At 67.8% G+C, this 13712-nt stretch carries 14 protein-coding genes; 5 read left to right on the top strand and 9 right to left on the bottom strand.

Annotated features, from left to right (window positions below):
• Positions 1–9: 9 nt before the first annotated feature.
• Positions 10–1329 (bottom strand): DUF3422 domain-containing protein, encoded by a 1320-nt coding sequence (locus HWX07_RS15165; protein WP_175876758.1) that lies wholly within the window; start codon positions 1327–1329, stop codon positions 10–12.
• A gap of 162 nt (positions 1330–1491) precedes the next feature.
• Here HWX07_RS15165 and HWX07_RS15160 point away from each other — a divergent pair, with 162 nt between their 5' ends.
• Positions 1492–2367 carry a LysR family transcriptional regulator gene (locus HWX07_RS15160; protein ID WP_006485479.1) on the top strand — a complete coding sequence of 292 codons (876 nt, stop codon included), beginning with the start codon at positions 1492–1494 and terminating at the stop codon, positions 2365–2367.
• Positions 2368–2394: 27 nt separating this feature from the next.
• On the opposite strand, the gene HWX07_RS15155 is transcribed toward HWX07_RS15160, so the two are convergent.
• A complete protein-coding gene (locus HWX07_RS15155) occupies positions 2395–2961 on the bottom strand; it encodes a hypothetical protein (RefSeq protein ID WP_175876757.1) in 567 nt (188 codons plus the stop codon).
• Between the two features lie 125 nt (positions 2962–3086).
• On the bottom strand, positions 3087–3437 hold the full coding sequence (locus HWX07_RS15150) for a hypothetical protein (RefSeq protein WP_175877109.1): 351 nt from the start codon (positions 3435–3437) through the stop codon (positions 3087–3089).
• A gap of 239 nt (positions 3438–3676) precedes the next feature.
• Here HWX07_RS15150 and HWX07_RS15145 point away from each other — a divergent pair, with 239 nt between their 5' ends.
• The 4 genes from HWX07_RS15145 (at position 3677) to HWX07_RS15130 (ending at position 6967) form a co-directional block, all read left to right on the top strand.
• Entirely contained in the window at positions 3677–4402 is a 726-nt protein-coding gene (locus HWX07_RS15145) for a hypothetical protein (protein ID WP_175876756.1), read from the top strand.
• Complete coding sequence (locus tag HWX07_RS15140; protein ID WP_174433693.1) at positions 4399–4752, top strand: hypothetical protein; 354 nt, start codon at positions 4399–4401, stop codon at positions 4750–4752. The genes HWX07_RS15145 and HWX07_RS15140 overlap by 4 nt, the downstream gene beginning before the upstream one ends.
• A gap of 272 nt (positions 4753–5024) precedes the next feature.
• Positions 5025–5831, top strand: a complete 807-nt coding sequence (gene blaOXA, locus HWX07_RS15135; RefSeq protein WP_175876755.1) for an OXA-1043 family class D beta-lactamase — start codon at positions 5025–5027, stop codon at positions 5829–5831.
• Positions 5828–6967 (top strand): acyltransferase, encoded by a 1140-nt coding sequence (locus HWX07_RS15130; RefSeq protein WP_175876754.1) that lies wholly within the window; start codon positions 5828–5830, stop codon positions 6965–6967. Before blaOXA ends, HWX07_RS15130 begins: the two co-directional genes overlap by 4 nt.
• A 106-nt stretch (positions 6968–7073) precedes the next feature.
• Here the strand turns inward: HWX07_RS15130 and HWX07_RS15125 are convergent, their stop codons facing one another.
• From HWX07_RS15125 to poxB, 6 genes are all read right to left on the bottom strand, one after another.
• On the bottom strand, positions 7074–7817 hold the full coding sequence (locus tag HWX07_RS15125; protein WP_174433690.1) for a hypothetical protein: 744 nt from the start codon (positions 7815–7817) through the stop codon (positions 7074–7076).
• Between the two features lie 33 nt (positions 7818–7850).
• Entirely contained in the window at positions 7851–9242 is a 1392-nt protein-coding gene (locus tag HWX07_RS15120) for an alkaline phosphatase (protein WP_174433689.1), read from the bottom strand.
• Between the two features lie 32 nt (positions 9243–9274).
• Positions 9275–10708 (bottom strand): alkaline phosphatase, encoded by a 1434-nt coding sequence (locus HWX07_RS15115; RefSeq protein WP_175876753.1) that lies wholly within the window; start codon positions 10706–10708, stop codon positions 9275–9277.
• 153 nt (positions 10709–10861) lie between these two features.
• Positions 10862–11452: a methyltransferase domain-containing protein gene (locus tag HWX07_RS15110; protein WP_174433687.1), complete on the bottom strand. Its 591-nt coding sequence runs from the start codon at positions 11450–11452 to the stop codon at positions 10862–10864.
• A gap of 131 nt (positions 11453–11583) precedes the next feature.
• Entirely contained in the window at positions 11584–11784 is a 201-nt protein-coding gene (locus HWX07_RS15105; RefSeq protein ID WP_175876581.1) for a hypothetical protein, read from the bottom strand.
• A gap of 132 nt (positions 11785–11916) precedes the next feature.
• Positions 11917–13638: a ubiquinone-dependent pyruvate dehydrogenase gene (gene poxB / locus HWX07_RS15100; protein WP_175876752.1), complete on the bottom strand. Its 1722-nt coding sequence runs from the start codon at positions 13636–13638 to the stop codon at positions 11917–11919.
• Positions 13639–13712 lie beyond the last annotated feature (74 nt).

Below are 13712 nucleotides of genomic sequence, written 5' to 3'. Positions count from 1 at the left end.
GTTGATGTTCTAGCTGGCCTGCTTCAACGCCGCCGGATGGGCCGGTGCAGCGTCATGCACCGCCTCCGACCGCGCAAGCTGCGCACGCGTGCGCCGCGTGATGTGGATCACCGCGAACACGACCGGCGCGATCAGCAGCCCTTCCGCCAGTTCGGGATCGACCGGCAGGTTCATCACGTGCAGCGCCTTGAATGCCGCCGTCGCGAGCGACAGCACGTAGTACGAAATGGCGGCCACCGACAGCCCTTCGACCGCGTGCTGCAAATGCAGCTGGTTGCGCGCGGTGCGCTCCATGCCGGCCAGCAGACGCGTCACGTCCTTTTCCTGCGCGAGATTCACGCGAGTGCGCAGCAGGTCGACCGCCCGGGCGATCCGTGCGGCGATCTGTTCGTGACGCGCCCATACGCTGCGGCACGTTTCCATCGCCGGCGCGAAGCGCCGCTCCATGAATTCGGCGATCGTCGGCATCCCTTCGATACGCTCCTCGCGCAGCTCGTGGATGCGCGCCAGCACGAGCTTTTCGTACGCGCGCGACGCGCTGAAGCGCGCCCCCGATCCCGACAACGATTCGACCCGCACCGCGAGATGCGTGAGCTTGACGAGCAACGCCGCATCGTCGCCGTCTGCGCCGCTCGCATCCATCCGCTGCATCAGCGCGTGCAGCGCCGCATGGATCTCGTCGAGCTCGCGGCTCATCCGGCGCGCGACGGGGAGTGCCAGCAGCGCCATCATCCGGTACGTTTCGATTTCATACAGACGCTGCAACAGCCGGCCGCCCTGCTCCTCGCGGAAATCCTCGTCGACCACGAGAAAGCGCATGAAGCCGTCGTCGCGCACGTGCCAGTCGCAGAACACCTTGCCGCCGCCGAGCACGCGGCTGCCGACGAGCGCGGGCCCGTCGATCCAGCGCCGCAGGTCGCCGCATACGCGCCGCGCGGCGTCGCCGGACAGCAGTTCCATCCGCACCGCGACGAAGCGGATACCGGCCAGCCGCGCGAACCACGCGGCCGGAATGCCGTCGATCGCGAGATCGTCGAAATAGCCGGTGTCGCGACGCGGCGCGACGAACGTGAAGGTCGAGAATTCGGTGTGGCGCTCCCACTTCAGGTGCCAGCCGCACGGCGACTGCGCCGCGTAGTGCGTCGCGCCTTCGTACGGCACGTCGATGCCGGTATCGCGGCACAGCGCGTGCAGCAGCGTTTCGTGGATGTCGGGCTGGCCGTCCGCATAGATCGCGTAATGCGTGAGCGACACGGCTTCGGCGAGCCGCAGGAACGGCCGCGCATGCAATTCCGCGGCCAGTGCGGCGCGCAACGGATGGTCCATCATCGATTCACCACGCTTCCCTGTTCAGTCCCGCACGCCGGATTGGCGCGGCCCGACCGCCGCGCCACCCTCGGGCGAAACGCCAGCGTGATCGCACTATGGCAGACACACAGCAACAATAAAAACGCATAATGCTGATCGTTACGTCCAGTTTTCCTGATACCTATGAAGATGCTCGATCACGACGTGCTGGCCACCGTCGTCGCCGTCGCGGAAACCGGCAACATGACCCGCGCGGCCGAGGCCGTGAACCGCTCGCAGTCGGCCGTGAGCATGCAGATCAAGAGCCTGGAGGACGCGATCGGCCGGCCGTTGTTCGTGCGCAAGCCGCGCAGCATCGTGCTGACGCGGGAAGGCGAGGTGCTGCTGGGATTCGCCCGACGAATGCTGGCGCTGCGTGACGAGGCATGGGCGGCCGTGGTACGGCCGGAAGTGACCGGCAAGGTCGTGATCGGCGTGCCGGACGACTATGCGTCGTCGCTGCTGCCGTCGGTGCTGAAGAAATTCTCCGCGACCTACCCGAAGGTCGAGATCCAGGTGATGGGGCTGCCGAGCAGCGCGCTCGCGCCGCTGATCAAGGAGGGCACCGTCGATCTCGTGTGCGGGACGCGCATCAAGGGGCTGTCGGGCGACTTCATCCGCCACGAGCCGATGGCGTGGGCCGCGATGACGAACGGGCCGCGCGTCTGGGAGGAACGGCCGCTGCCGATCGCGGTGTTCATGCCGGGCAGCGTCGCGCGCGAGAACGCGATCCGCAGCCTCGAACGCGCGAAAGTGCCGTACCGCACCTCGTATGAAAGCCCGAGCCTGCTCGGGTTGCTCAGCATGGTCGAGGCCGGCCTCGCGGTCGCGCCGCTTGCCCGCTGCGCGATTCCCGCGCAACTGTCGATGCTCGGCCGCTCGCACGGGCTGCCCGACCTGCCGCCGCTCGAGCTGATCCTTGCGCGCAGCACCAAGTCGAAACGGCCGCCGTGCGACTTCCTCGCGGAACAATTGATGGAAGACCTGCAACGGCAGACCGGGCAGACCGGCGACGCGTGAGCCCGCCGGCGGCCGCGCGCCGCCGCGTCAGCCGTGATCGGTCGCGCCATGCCCGGCCACGCGCAACGCCGCGTTGACGATGCCGGCCACCGTGTCGACGAGCGCCTCCAGCGTGTCGCCGTGCACGTGGCGCCCTGCCGGCGGAACGTGCTCGTTGCGCCGGCCGCCCCAGTGCGAACCGGCCGTGACCGACAGCGTCGCGCTGAACCGCTGGCCATGCCGCCGGCCGAAGATGCCGATGCGCCGCTCGGCGACATAAGCCTGTTCGGGAAGAAACAGGCGGATCTCGACCGCCGCTTGATCGGGGTCGGCCGCACACGCATCCGCATCGAACGCCGGTGCGAATGCCTTGACGATGCGGAACGTCACGTGAGAATCCCACGCGGTGAGCGGCCCGCCGGCCGCGTCGACGCGTTCGGCGTCGACCAGCCACTGATGGCGATCGGGCACGCGAATCGCCTGGCGCAGCAGCACGTCCGCCGTGCGAACCGTCACCATCAACTGCCGGGCAAGCTGCCTGCCCGACGGCAACGCCGCGGTATGCGCGCGACGGGCAACCGGACGCGCGATACGCACTTCTTCCGTAAGGTACATAGGCCCTCCCTGTTCAGGGGTAGCGCCGCGTTCGACGCAGCGCACAAACGGCCACCGTCAGCGGCCGGCGGACAGCACGGCCCGCGAATCGGCGGCGGATTAGCTGAGCAATGACCGTTCCCGGCTCAGCGGGCGCCAGCCGGAACGCACAATCGGCGCGCGATCGGCCCGATCACCGCGTCGACTTGCTGCGCGATCAGCGTGTGCAGCGTGAAATCCAGATCCTCCGGGGCGATGTCGAAATGCACGTGGATCACGTTGCGCACGGCGCGTGCGCTGACGACATACACACCGAGCGGGGAATGCAGCAGCGCGGCAAGCCGGGCGTGCGCCGCCGCGACGGAGTCGGCCGTCAGCGTGACAGGCAATTGCAGGCGCGGGCGCGGCGCCGGGAACGGCCCGACGTTGCCGGGTGCGCCGGCACGCCACCGCCGGCGGGCGACATCGAACGCGGGAAAGGGATGAATGAAGGTCATGGCGCGGACGGAAGCCGTCTCGGCTGTTCGGCACGTCCCCAGCTTAGAAGAGGCGGTATAAACGCCGTGCAAAAAAACGGGGCGGCCGTGCAAAAAACGGCATGAGCGCCGGGATCGCGCCCCGTACGTCGCTTGTGGCGTCGGGGCAATCACCTCGACGCCCGATTAGCCGTTTGGCGGACTCGGCCCGCCGGGTTCGCGGCGATATGCTGGGCGCTTTCCACTCGTCGCCCGCAACCATGACCGTCCAGCATGTCGATCTCAGTCACGTCCTGCCATACGAGATGACGTACTTCGACGATCGCCTGACGGTCGATCGAAACGATCTGGATATCGCCGCGTGCCTCGGCGCAGACGGCGACGTCTCGGACGAACTGCTGGTTTCGCTGTGTGGCGCGCCTGCCGGGTCGGACATTCAGGTGTATCTCGATTGTGCGAGTCGACTGACATTCTCCGTGACGCATCCGGGACTGATCCGATCGGAGAACCGCGTATCCGTGCTTCAAACCGAAGACGCGTCCGTACTCGAACTCGGGACCGTCGATCTCGCCGATAACGCTGTCGCCGGGCTCGGTGCGGCAATGCTGTGGCGGATCGTCAGGGCGTGTGATAGGTTGAAGATCGCGCGGATCAGCGCATTCGCAATAGGCGGCCGTAAAGCGCCACCTGTACCCGGCGGCCCTCGTCTCTGCGGATACTACGCATGGCCGCGGTTTGGTTTCGATGCGCCCATTCCCGGCCTGCATGGCGACGAGGCCGCACTGTTCCAGTACTTTCAGGGCTATCCGGTCGGGTTGGCCGACGGATCGCTCCGGTCTCTGCGTGCGCTTTACGCGACTCGATCCGGACGAGACTTCTGGCGGGTGGCCGGATCGCATCGCGTGATGACGTTCAACGTTGCGCGTCATGGCGCGTCGGTGCGAGCACTGCAACGATACTTGATCGAAAAAGGGATATACGGATGACTCAGAAACACCGTCCAATTGCCGGGTTCCGGATCAAGAAGCCCCCGGCCGGACGCAGTCGCGCGCCGAACGCCAATCGTCCCATTCGCTTCTCGCAGTTCAAGCAGCTCATTGACGAGCTCATCACGCAAGAACGTCGTGATGCGCACACGCCTGCTTCAAATACGGCTACCGTCGCGCCCGATACACGGCTGCTCCGCCGCTCGGCTGCACCGCCGCAACGAAAAGTCTTCGACGTGGGGCCGATCGACCGATCGAAGAGCACGCTGAGCGTCATCTCGATAGCCGACGCCGAAGCGCGTTGTCGCCGGGAAACGCTCCTGCACTTCGGGTTGGATCCGGATCTGTAACGCCGCGCAGTCACGGGCGGCCCCTATCACTGCCTCACCGCCGGCCTGCCCGCAGCCGCAGCCGCAGCCGCAGCCGCAGCCGTAACGGTGCAGGGCGCGCACGCGCCCCGTCAACCATGACAGGTCGACAGCCGGCGATCCGTCGATACACTGTGAGCCATCCCGACGGCCGCGATCGCCCTCACCGATGCCGGCCGCCGCTTCGCTTGCGCACGGCTTCCCGCTTTCCGTCCGCCCCGCGCATCTTCCGCACGCTTTCAAAGGAATTGCACTTGAAGCACTGGCATTACGCGCTGTTCGCCTTCGCCGGCCTCCTGGCCGCCACGTCCTCTCACGCGCACCCCGTCTGCACCGTCGTCGCCGACGCCGCTACCGGCAAGGTGCTCGTGCAGCAGGGCGACTGCACGACCCGCGTCACGCCGGCATCGACGTTCAAGGTCGCCATCGGCCTGATGGGCTTCGACGCCGGCGTGCTGAAGGACGAACACACGCCCACGCTCGAGTTCCACGCCGGCTACCCCGACTGGGGCGGCGCGCCGTGGCGCGAACCGACCGATCCGGCGCGCTGGATGAGGCTGTCGATCTTCTGGTATTCGGAGCAGATCACGCAGGCGCTCGGGCAGGCACGCTTCCAGCAGTACACGAGCGCGTTCGGCTACGGCAACGCCGACGTCACCAGCAAAGCGGGCGAACTCCCCGGCATGATGGGCGCGTGGGTCAATTCGTCGCTACGGATCTCGCCGCTCGAGCAGGTCGCGTTCATGCGCAAGATCGTCCAGCGGACGCTGCCCGTCAGCGCGCACGCATATGACATGACCGCGCGCATCACGCTGCTCGACACGCAACCGGGCGGCTGGACGGTGCACGGCAAGACCGGCACCGGCTCGCCGGGCATCCAGTACGACGCGGCACACGCGTACGGCTGGTTCGTCGGCTGGGCGACGAAGGGGCCGCGCACGCTGGTGTTCGCGAACCTGATCCAGGACGACGAGCGGCAAACGCCCAATGCCGGCCTGCGCTCGCGCGACACGTTCCTCGCGGCGCTGCCGACGCTCGCCGCCGCTGCCCCGCCGCAATGAGCGCCGCTCCCCGCAACGCCCGCATCGACCTGCTGCGCGGCGTCTCGATCCTGCTCGTCCTGCTGCATCACTTCAACATCGCGTATCCGCTGCGCGACACCGCGCTCGCGCGCGTGCTCGGCTGGGACACGATCCATGCGATCGTGCGCAACGGCAACTACGGCGTGACGATGTTCTTCGCGATCTCGGGCTACCTGATCACGTCGAACGCGCGCCGCCGCTGGGGCAGCCTCGGCGCGCTCGACGTGCGCGCGTTCTACGTGTCGCGCATTGCGCGGATCGTCCCGTGCCTGCTTCTGCTGCTCGCGCTCGTCAACGGCCTCGCGGCGGCCGGCGTGCCGATCTTCACGAACCATGCGCCGCAGGGCATCGCCGTATCGTACTGGCTCGTGAATCTGGCGTCGCTCACGTTCTGGATGAACGTGCTGATCGGCGCGTACGGATGGGTCAACTACGCGCTCGGCGTTCTGTGGTCGTTGTCGGTCGAAGAGGTGTTCTACCTGTCGTTCCCGCTGCTGTGCATCGCACTGCGCCGCGACACGCGGCTGTTCGCGTTCTGGCTGCTGATTGCGGCGATCGGTCCCGTGTACCGCTACACGCATCCGGGCGACGAAGGCGGCTTCCTGTACGCGTACTTCGCCTGCTTCGACGGTATCGCGATCGGCTGCTGCACCGCGCTGCTCGCCGAACGCGCGCGCTGGCAGTTGCTCGCGGCCGCGCCCGTGCAATGGCTGGTCGCGGCACTGATGACCGCGCTCTATCTCGCGTGGCCGATCGCGCAAAGCCATGTGTTGGGCGTCTCGGCAATGGCGCTCGGCACGGCCGTGCTGCTGATCGGCGCGCACGCCGAACACGCACCCGCTCACGGCCGCGTGCTCGCGCCGCTGCGCTGGAGCGGCCGGCTCAGCTACGAGCTGTATCTGTTCCATTTGATCGTACTCGGCGCGCTGCGCACGTTCTGGCCGCCGTCGTCCACGCAGGGCGACGGCAAGCTGGCGTTGCTCGTCGCGTATCTGGCGCTGTCGGCAGGAGCAAGTGCGATCATCGCGCGCGGCTATGCGACGCCGCTCGACCGCTTCATCAAGCGCATCGCGTCGCGGCCGGCGGCGCGGGTGACCGATAGCGCGCGCGTCTAGTTTTCCGCGTGCGGCGGTGAACCAGGAAGAAAGCGGCCAACGCTCGGCCGTATGGCCAACGCGATACCGGCCGGCCTGACCACGAGCGCCGCGTGCGACGTGTCGATCAATCCAGATAGTCCGCGTATTCCTTGCGCGAATAGCCGGCGAGCGTCCGCCACGGCAACGTATCCCGCCGCGCGGCCGGCGCCGGCGTCAACGTCAGCTTGCGCGTGACCCGCCCGTCCGCGCTGCGGTATTCGACCGACAGCGGCGCCTGCCACCGCTCGCTCCACAGAATCCGATTCACGCCGCGCGCACCGGGCGTATCGACGGCCTGCTCGTACCAGACGGTGCCGGGCGCATCACCGCGCTTCGCGACCGCGAGCCGCTTCAACTGCGACGGCGGCGTCACGTAGTACGCGTTGTCCCACGAGCCGTCGAAGCCCGTGGTTTCGTACTCGGCCGGCGGCACGCCGACGACCGTCCGGTTGGCCACGTCCACGTACTCGATGCGAGCCGACTTGCCGTCGTACGTGACGTGCCGCGCGGCGGCCTGGAAGTTGAAGTGCTTGTGACCGGCGTGAGCGGCAGCCGGCTGCACGCCGGTGCGCCGGCCCGCGTCGTGGTCATGGTCATGGCCGTGATCGTCGCCATGCTCGCCACCGGCCGCCGCGACGGGCAGCACGCGTTCGACCCACACGTGGCCATCGCGCCGCACCATCCGTTCGCGGTACGACGTCGTGCGCGTCACGCCGTCGGCCGTGACCGTGCGGCTGTCGTGCTGCAGCACGGCGTCGAGATCGGCCGCGGCAAAAGCCGGCAGGGCAACCGACCCGCACGCGAGCACACAGAGAAGCTGACGTTTCATCGCGCGTTCCCGTTCATCCTGAAACCTCCGGGCTCAGAAACCGAACGCCGAGCGCACGAGGCCGAACACCTTCGTGTTGTCGATCGTGCCCTTGAACGCCTTCGCATCCGCGCCGTCGGCGAACAGCATCACGTCGCCGCCGCCGTGCGTCTCCGAACCGGCGCTGCCCATCCGCACACCGACTTCCTGCAGGTACGCCTCGTTCATCGCGGTGGCCGAATCGATCGACGCGCGCACGTTCGGCCGGTTCGCGCCGTTGCCGAACACCAGCGTCGTGTAGGTATTGCCGTCGGCATCCTTGCTCGGCTGGCCGTCGCGATAGTTGCGGCTGATGTCGAGAATCGGGTTGCCGCGCTTCGAATAGCCGTTGATCGTCATCGTGTGGTCGTGGTCGGCCGTCACGACGATGAGCGTATTCGACAGGTCGACCTTCGATAGCGCGACGCGGATCGCTTCGTCGAACGCCGCCGTGTCCTCCAGCGCGCGCTTCGCGTTGGTGCCGTGCAGCGCGTGATCGATCCGGCCGCCCTCGACCATCAGGAAATAGCCGTTCGAATGCTTCGATAGCACGTCGATCGCCTTCGACGTCATGTCGGCCAGGCTCGGCTGCGTCGGTCCTTCGCCCTTGCCCGCGACGCGGTCGAGTTCGTATTCGAGATGGCTCGTCGAGCTGAAGAGGCCCACCAGCTTGCCGTTGCCGGCCTGCGCGAGCTGGTCCTTCGTCGCGACGACCGTGTAGCCCTTCGCCTTCATCTCGTCGAGCAGGTTGCGTCCGTCCGCGCGGCCCCGCTTGTTCGACACCGGATCGAACGGCGTCCAGTGGTTGCGGCCGCCGCCCATCAGCACGTCGACGCCGTCGCCGAGCGCCGCGTTGTAGCCGGCACCGCCCGGCGCGGCCTGCGCGGCGATGTCGTACTGCGCGTCGCGATGGCAGATGTGCGAATAGGTCGCGGCCGGCGTCGCGTGCGTGAGCTCGGTCGTCGTGATTGCACCGACCGCCTTGCCGCGCGACTTCGCCAGCTCCAGCAGCGTCGCGACCGGCTGGCCGTTGCCCGGCGCGCAGTTGTTGACGGTCTTGTTGCCGTTGACGTCGCTGCCCGGCGCGACCGCGCGCGTATCGGACGACATCGACAGCACTTCGTTGTTCATCTTCACGCCGGTCATGTACGCGGCCATCGACGGCGCGCTGTCGGTCGTCTGAGCGTCGTTCGAGAAGGTCTTGACGCGCGCGGTGCGGGCCAGCTTCTCCATCGTCAGTTGCCCCGACTCGCCGACCTTGTAGATCCGGCTCGCGGTGACGGTCGTCGGCCCCATGCCGTCGCCGAGAAAGAAGATCACGTTCTTCGCCTGGCCGGCGGCCTGCGCCGCGCCGCACGCGAAACCCGCGACGGCCAGCGCCGCCGCGATGCACTTGATGGTCGACATCCTGTATTCCCCTGTACCCGTGTTGTCGGCGCTCAAAGCTGCACCGCGTTGCGCACCAGCTCGAAGACCTTGTTGTTCTCGATCACGCCATGGAACGCATCCGCGCCGCGACCGATCGCACCGAGGAACACGTCGGTGCCGCCATGCGTCTCGTTGCCCTTGTCCATCCGCACGACAGCCTCCTGGCGATAGTCGTCGGCGCCCGTCACCGCATCGGTCAGCGCGGTGCCCGCGCGGCTGCCCTGCACGCGGTTTTCGCCGTTGCCGAAGCCGATGATCGTGTATGGCGCGCCGTCCGCGTCCTTCGCGATCGCGCCCGTCTGGTAGCTGCGCAGCACGCCCAGCACGCCGGGCTTGCCTGCTTCAGTCTTGCCGGTGCGCGCCGCATAGCCGTTGAGCACCAGCGTGTGATCGTGGTCGGCCGTGACGACGATCAGCGTGTTCGTCAGGTCGGGATCGGTCTTGCGGACCTTGTCGAGCGTCGCCTTGATCGCGTTGTCGAACGCGATCGTGTCCTGCAGCGCGCGCTTCGCATTGGTGTCGTGCAGCGCGTGATCGATCCGGCCGCCCTCGACCATCAGGAAATAGCCGTTCGGGTTGTTCTGCAGCACGTCGAGCGCGCGCGTCGCCATGTCGGCGAGGCTCGGCTCCTTCGTCGCGCCGCGATCGAGGTCGTAGCTCATGTGGCTCGACGCGAACAGGCCGACCAGCTTCCCGCTCTTCGTCGCATCGACGGCCAGCAGGTCGTCGCGGTTCTGCGCGAACGCATAGCCTTTCGCCTTCAGTTCGTTGACCAGGTTGCGGCCGTCGGCGCGCTTGCCGCCGCCGTCCTTCGGCACGAAGAACTGCGTGCCGCCGCCGAGCACGACGTCGACGCCGTCGCCCAGCGCGCCGTTGTAGCCCGCGCCGCCCGGCACGAGCTGCGCGGCGATGTCGTTCTCGGCATCGCGGTGGCACACGTGCGCATACGTCGCGGCGGGCGTCGCGTGCGTGACGCGCGTGGTCGTCACGACGCCGGTCGCCATCCCTTTCGCCTTCGCGATCTCGAGCAGCGTCGACACCGATTTGCCGTTGTTCGCGCCGCAGTTGCCGGTGAGGCCGGCGCTCGGTTCGATCGCCTTCGTGTCGGGCGACATCGAGATCACTTCGTTGTTGGTCTTGACGCCGGTCATGTACGCCGACATCGACGGCGCGCTGTCCGTCACCTGTGCATCGTTCGAATAGGTCTTCACGAATGCCGATTCGGGCAGCGTGTCGATCGTGAGCGCGCCGTCTTCACCGACGCCGTAGATGCGTGCGGCCGTCAGCGTCGTCATCCCCATCCCGTCGCCGAGGAAAAAGATCACGTTGCGCGCCGCCGTCTTCACAGGGGCGGGGGTCGAGCTGGTCGGGCCGTCGTCGCTGCCGCATCCGGCCAGCGCAAAGGCGCCGGCACACAGCAGCGCCGCCATTTTGATTCGATTCATGTTGCCGGTTCTCCCCGCCGTTGATGCTTTCGAAATGAAAGGCGATGGTAGGAACCGGATGTGACGGCAGGATGAAGGGACGATGGAAGGATCAGTATGGCGAATGAAAGAATGCGGCGGGGCGCTGCGTCCGGGCGCCCCGCGTGCGGCGGGTCAGCCGGCGTATTCGGCGGCAGCGCAGCGTACGGTCACGATGCGCGCAGGCGGAATATTTGCCCAGACGATCCGGCTGCCGCTGGCAACGAACGCCGAGTCGCCGAGCGGATGGCGGCCGGGCGGACGCAAATCGTACGTGAACTGGATCATCACGCCGTCGGCGGACAGCACGCGACGGCATTGACCGACGATCGCCGCCACGTCCTCGCGCGGCAGCGTGCGCAGCGGCAGGCACGACACGATCGCATCGACCGTGGCGCCCGGCGGCAACAGCCGTTCGAGCCGCCGCGCGTCGCCCGACACGATCGAGATCCCGGGAAAGCGCCGCCGCAGATGCTGCACGAACGCCGGCGAGCGTTCGACCACCACGAGGCGCCGCGGCGCGACACCGCGCTCGAGCAGCGCCGCTGTGATCGCGCCGGTGCCGCCGCCGAGCTCGACGACCAGCCCGTCTCCATCCGGCACCGCGTCGGCCATTTCGCGCGCCAGATGCCGCGAACTCGGGCACAACGCGCCCACCGCGGCCGGCCGGCCGACCCACTCGCGCACGAACAGTGCCGAGACACGCCACGCGTTCGGCCACATCATAGGCGGGCCTCCCGCGCTTGCGCGGTTGGCGGCGGTGTGCCGATGACGGCAAGGAACAGGGCTACGGCGACACGGGCAAGATTCATGCGCATCCTCTTGGGCGAATCGGTCCGCCGCGGGGCGCGCGACGGTCAATCGATTCTAGGAAACGCAAACTTAAGGCGACGTGAAGATTGACCCTGATTCCCCTGACCAATTCGTGCCCGATCAGCCGCCGATTTGCGTTTGGCGATCGACGCGCAGCTGAAGTGCGCGGGATAACGCTCGGCGACGATCCGGATCTGCCGCAGCGCCATCTCGATCGCGGCGAGATCGTCGACCGTCAGCGCCACGACGGTCGAAATGGGGTCAGTATTCCCGCGCGCGGCGTCTCTGCTGCCACGGCTCGTCGAAGCCGTGCGCGCGCGGCACAGCCTAGTTGTGAACCGCGCGCCATGCTCGCCGCACGACGCGCGCCCGTACCGTCACCGCAAGTTGGTTCTCGCCAATTCGACGATCTCGTCACCGCGCCCGCTGAGGATCGCGCGCAGCATGAACAGGCTGAAGCCCTTCGCATGCGCGAGTTCGATCTTCGGCGGCATCGCGAGCTCGTACTTCGACGTGACGACATCCACCACCGCCGGCCCGTCATGCTCGAATGCCGTGCGCAACGCGTGCTCGACGTTCTCCGAATGCTCGACGCGCACGCTGAAGATACCGGCGCCCTTCGCGATCGCCGCGAAGTCGGTCGGGCTCAGGTCGACGTTCGTGTCGAGATAGCCGGCCGCCTTCAGCTCCATCGACACGAAGCCGAGCAGGCTGTTGTTGTACACGACGACCTTGATCGGCAGCTTGAGCTGGCGTGCGCTCAGCAGATCGCCGAGCAGCATCGACAGCCCGCCATCGCCCGACAGCGACACGACCTGCCGCCCCGGATGCGCGCCCTGTGCACCGAGCGCCTGCGGCATCGCGTTCGCCATCGATCCGTGATTGAACGAGCCGTGCAGTTGCCGCTTGCCGTTCATCGTCAGGTAGCGCGCGGCCCACAGCGTCGGCGTGCCGACGTCGGCCGTGAAGATCGCGTCCTCCGCCGCGACTTCGTCGACGATCTTCGTCAGGTACTGCGGATGAATCGCGCGGCCCGGCGGCTCGGCCACCGCGAGATCGTCGAGCCCCTTGCGCGCGGCCGCGTAGTGCTTCAGCGCGTTCTCCAGGAAGCGCCGCTGCGTCTTGCGCGTCAGCCGCGGCAGCAGCGCCGCGATCGTTTCCTTCACGGTGCCCACCAGCCCGAGCGCGAGCGGCGCGCGATGGCCGAGCTGCGAGCCCTTCCAGTCGATCTGCGCGATCTTCGCGTTGGTCGGATAGAACGGCCGGTACGGGAAATCCGTGCCGAGCATCAGCAGCGTGTCGCACGACTCCATCGCGTGATAGCCGGAGCTGAAGCCGATCAGCCCCGTCATCCCGACGTCGAACGGGTTGTCCCATTCGACGAACTGCTTGCCGCGCAGCGCATGCACGACCGGCGCGCCGAGCGTGTCGGCCAGCGCGACCACTTCGTCGTGCGCGCCCTGCGTGCCGCTGCCGCACAGCAGCGTGACCGCGTCGGACCCGTTGAGCAGCGCCGCGAGCCGGTCGAGATCGGCATCGGCCGGCAGGATCGACGGCGGCGCCGATTCGCTCCACACCGGCGCCTCGTCGGGGCCGTCGCCGAGCGCGATGTCGCCCGGCAGCACGATCACCGCCACGCCGCGCTCCTCGATCGCGGTGCGCATCGCCCGCGCCAGCACGCGCGGAAACTGCGACGCGTTCGTCACGAGCTCGGCGAAGTGGCTGCATTCGCGGAACAGCTCCTGCGGATGGGTTTCCTGGAAATAGCCGAGACCGATCTCGGTCGACGGAATGTGCGCGGCGATCGCGAGCACCGGCTGGTGATTGCGGTGGCAGTCGTACAGCCCGTTGATCAGGTGCAGGTTGCCGGGGCCGCAACTGCCCGCGCACACCGCGAGCCGCCCGGTCGACGCGGCATCGGCGCCGGCCGCGAACGCCGCGCTTTCCTCGTGCCGCGTGTGCATCCAGCGGATCGAGCCGATCTGGCTCAGGCTGAACGACAGGCCGTTCAGGCTGTCGCCCGTCACGCCCCAGATGCGCTCGACGCCCGCTGCCGCCAGCGTCTTCGCCAGATATTCCGCCATCGTCTGTCTTGCCATGATGCCCTCGCTCGTTGATCGGTCGTCGATTGATCCGGCTGCGGCGCCTGCGGCCTTCGCCGAGATGACGGGAC

The organism is Burkholderia sp. BCC0097 (genome assembly GCF_902832985.1).
Lineage (GTDB): Bacteria > Pseudomonadota > Gammaproteobacteria > Burkholderiales > Burkholderiaceae > Burkholderia > Burkholderia orbicola.
This window is presented reverse-complemented; position numbering and strand designations above follow the sequence as displayed.

What these genes read in the sequence shown, in the direction of transcription:
- HWX07_RS15165 (WP_175876758.1), bottom strand. Translation starts at nt 1,329, where the DNA reads ATGATGGACCATCCGTTGCGCGCCGCACTGGCCGCGGAATTGCATGCG.
- HWX07_RS15160 (WP_006485479.1), top strand. Translation starts at nt 1,492, where the DNA reads ATGAAGATGCTCGATCACGACGTGCTGGCCACCGTCGTCGCCGTCGCG.
- HWX07_RS15155 (WP_175876757.1), bottom strand. Translation starts at nt 2,961, where the DNA reads ATGTACCTTACGGAAGAAGTGCGTATCGCGCGTCCGGTTGCCCGTCGC.
- HWX07_RS15150 (WP_175877109.1), bottom strand. Translation starts at nt 3,437, where the DNA reads ATGACCTTCATTCATCCCTTTCCCGCGTTCGATGTCGCCCGCCGGCGG.
- HWX07_RS15145 (WP_175876756.1), top strand. Translation starts at nt 3,677, where the DNA reads ATGACCGTCCAGCATGTCGATCTCAGTCACGTCCTGCCATACGAGATG.
- HWX07_RS15140 (WP_174433693.1), top strand. Translation starts at nt 4,399, where the DNA reads ATGACTCAGAAACACCGTCCAATTGCCGGGTTCCGGATCAAGAAGCCC.
- HWX07_RS15130 (WP_175876754.1), top strand. Translation starts at nt 5,828, where the DNA reads ATGAGCGCCGCTCCCCGCAACGCCCGCATCGACCTGCTGCGCGGCGTC.
- HWX07_RS15125 (WP_174433690.1), bottom strand. Translation starts at nt 7,817, where the DNA reads ATGAAACGTCAGCTTCTCTGTGTGCTCGCGTGCGGGTCGGTTGCCCTG.
- HWX07_RS15120 (WP_174433689.1), bottom strand. Translation starts at nt 9,242, where the DNA reads ATGTCGACCATCAAGTGCATCGCGGCGGCGCTGGCCGTCGCGGGTTTC.
- HWX07_RS15115 (WP_175876753.1), bottom strand. Translation starts at nt 10,708, where the DNA reads ATGAATCGAATCAAAATGGCGGCGCTGCTGTGTGCCGGCGCCTTTGCG.
- HWX07_RS15110 (WP_174433687.1), bottom strand. Translation starts at nt 11,452, where the DNA reads ATGATGTGGCCGAACGCGTGGCGTGTCTCGGCACTGTTCGTGCGCGAG.
- poxB (WP_175876752.1), bottom strand. Translation starts at nt 13,638, where the DNA reads ATGGCAAGACAGACGATGGCGGAATATCTGGCGAAGACGCTGGCGGCA.